The following is a 569-nucleotide window of genomic DNA, read 5'->3' on the forward strand; positions in this document are numbered from 1 at the left end:
GATCAGATCGGCTTCAAACTCCGCGAAAGTCGCAAGGATGTTGAAGAACAACTTGCCCATTGGATCAGACGGATCGTGAATACTGTTCCCAAGTTGAAGCTTCACGCCACGGGATGCCAGGCTGTCGCCAATAAGCCGTGCATCAGGGACAGAGCGGGCCAGTCGATCAAGCTTTGGTACGACCAAAGTATCGCCACTACGAACAGCCGCCAGTGCCTGGTCAAGGCCGGCCCTTWCCAGGATCGTGCCGGTGAAGCCCTTGTCGGTGTAAATACGATCGGCAGAAACACCGAGTTTGAGCAGTTCCTGATGCTGGGCCGCGAGATCCTGTTTGTCCGTCGAGCAGCGGGCATAGCCGATCATTATGTGTGTCATACGGGAAAGTGTAACGTATAAGGCCCCATGACTGCAAAACATATGGTACCACCTTTATGAGACACAGCACACGGCTGTATTCCATGACGTGTTGCACTTGTCCGGGACAGTCCGTCCAACGATCCCCTTCCGGACACATGAAGGAGACATCCGATCATGGCGCGGCGCCGTCTTCTGACCCGTGAAGCTCTCGC

General features: G+C 55.1%; 1 protein-coding gene. It reads right to left on the bottom strand.

Annotated features, from left to right (window positions below):
* Positions 1–375: recombinase family protein (locus KP705_RS16400; RefSeq protein WP_215765020.1), on the bottom strand; the 375-nt coding region annotated here is incomplete at its 3' end.
* Positions 376–569: the final 194 nt, after the last annotated feature.

Origin of the sequence: Gluconobacter sp. P1D12_c (assembly GCF_018812105.1) — a bacterium.
Taxonomy (GTDB): Bacteria; Pseudomonadota; Alphaproteobacteria; order Acetobacterales; family Acetobacteraceae; genus Gluconobacter; species Gluconobacter oxydans_A.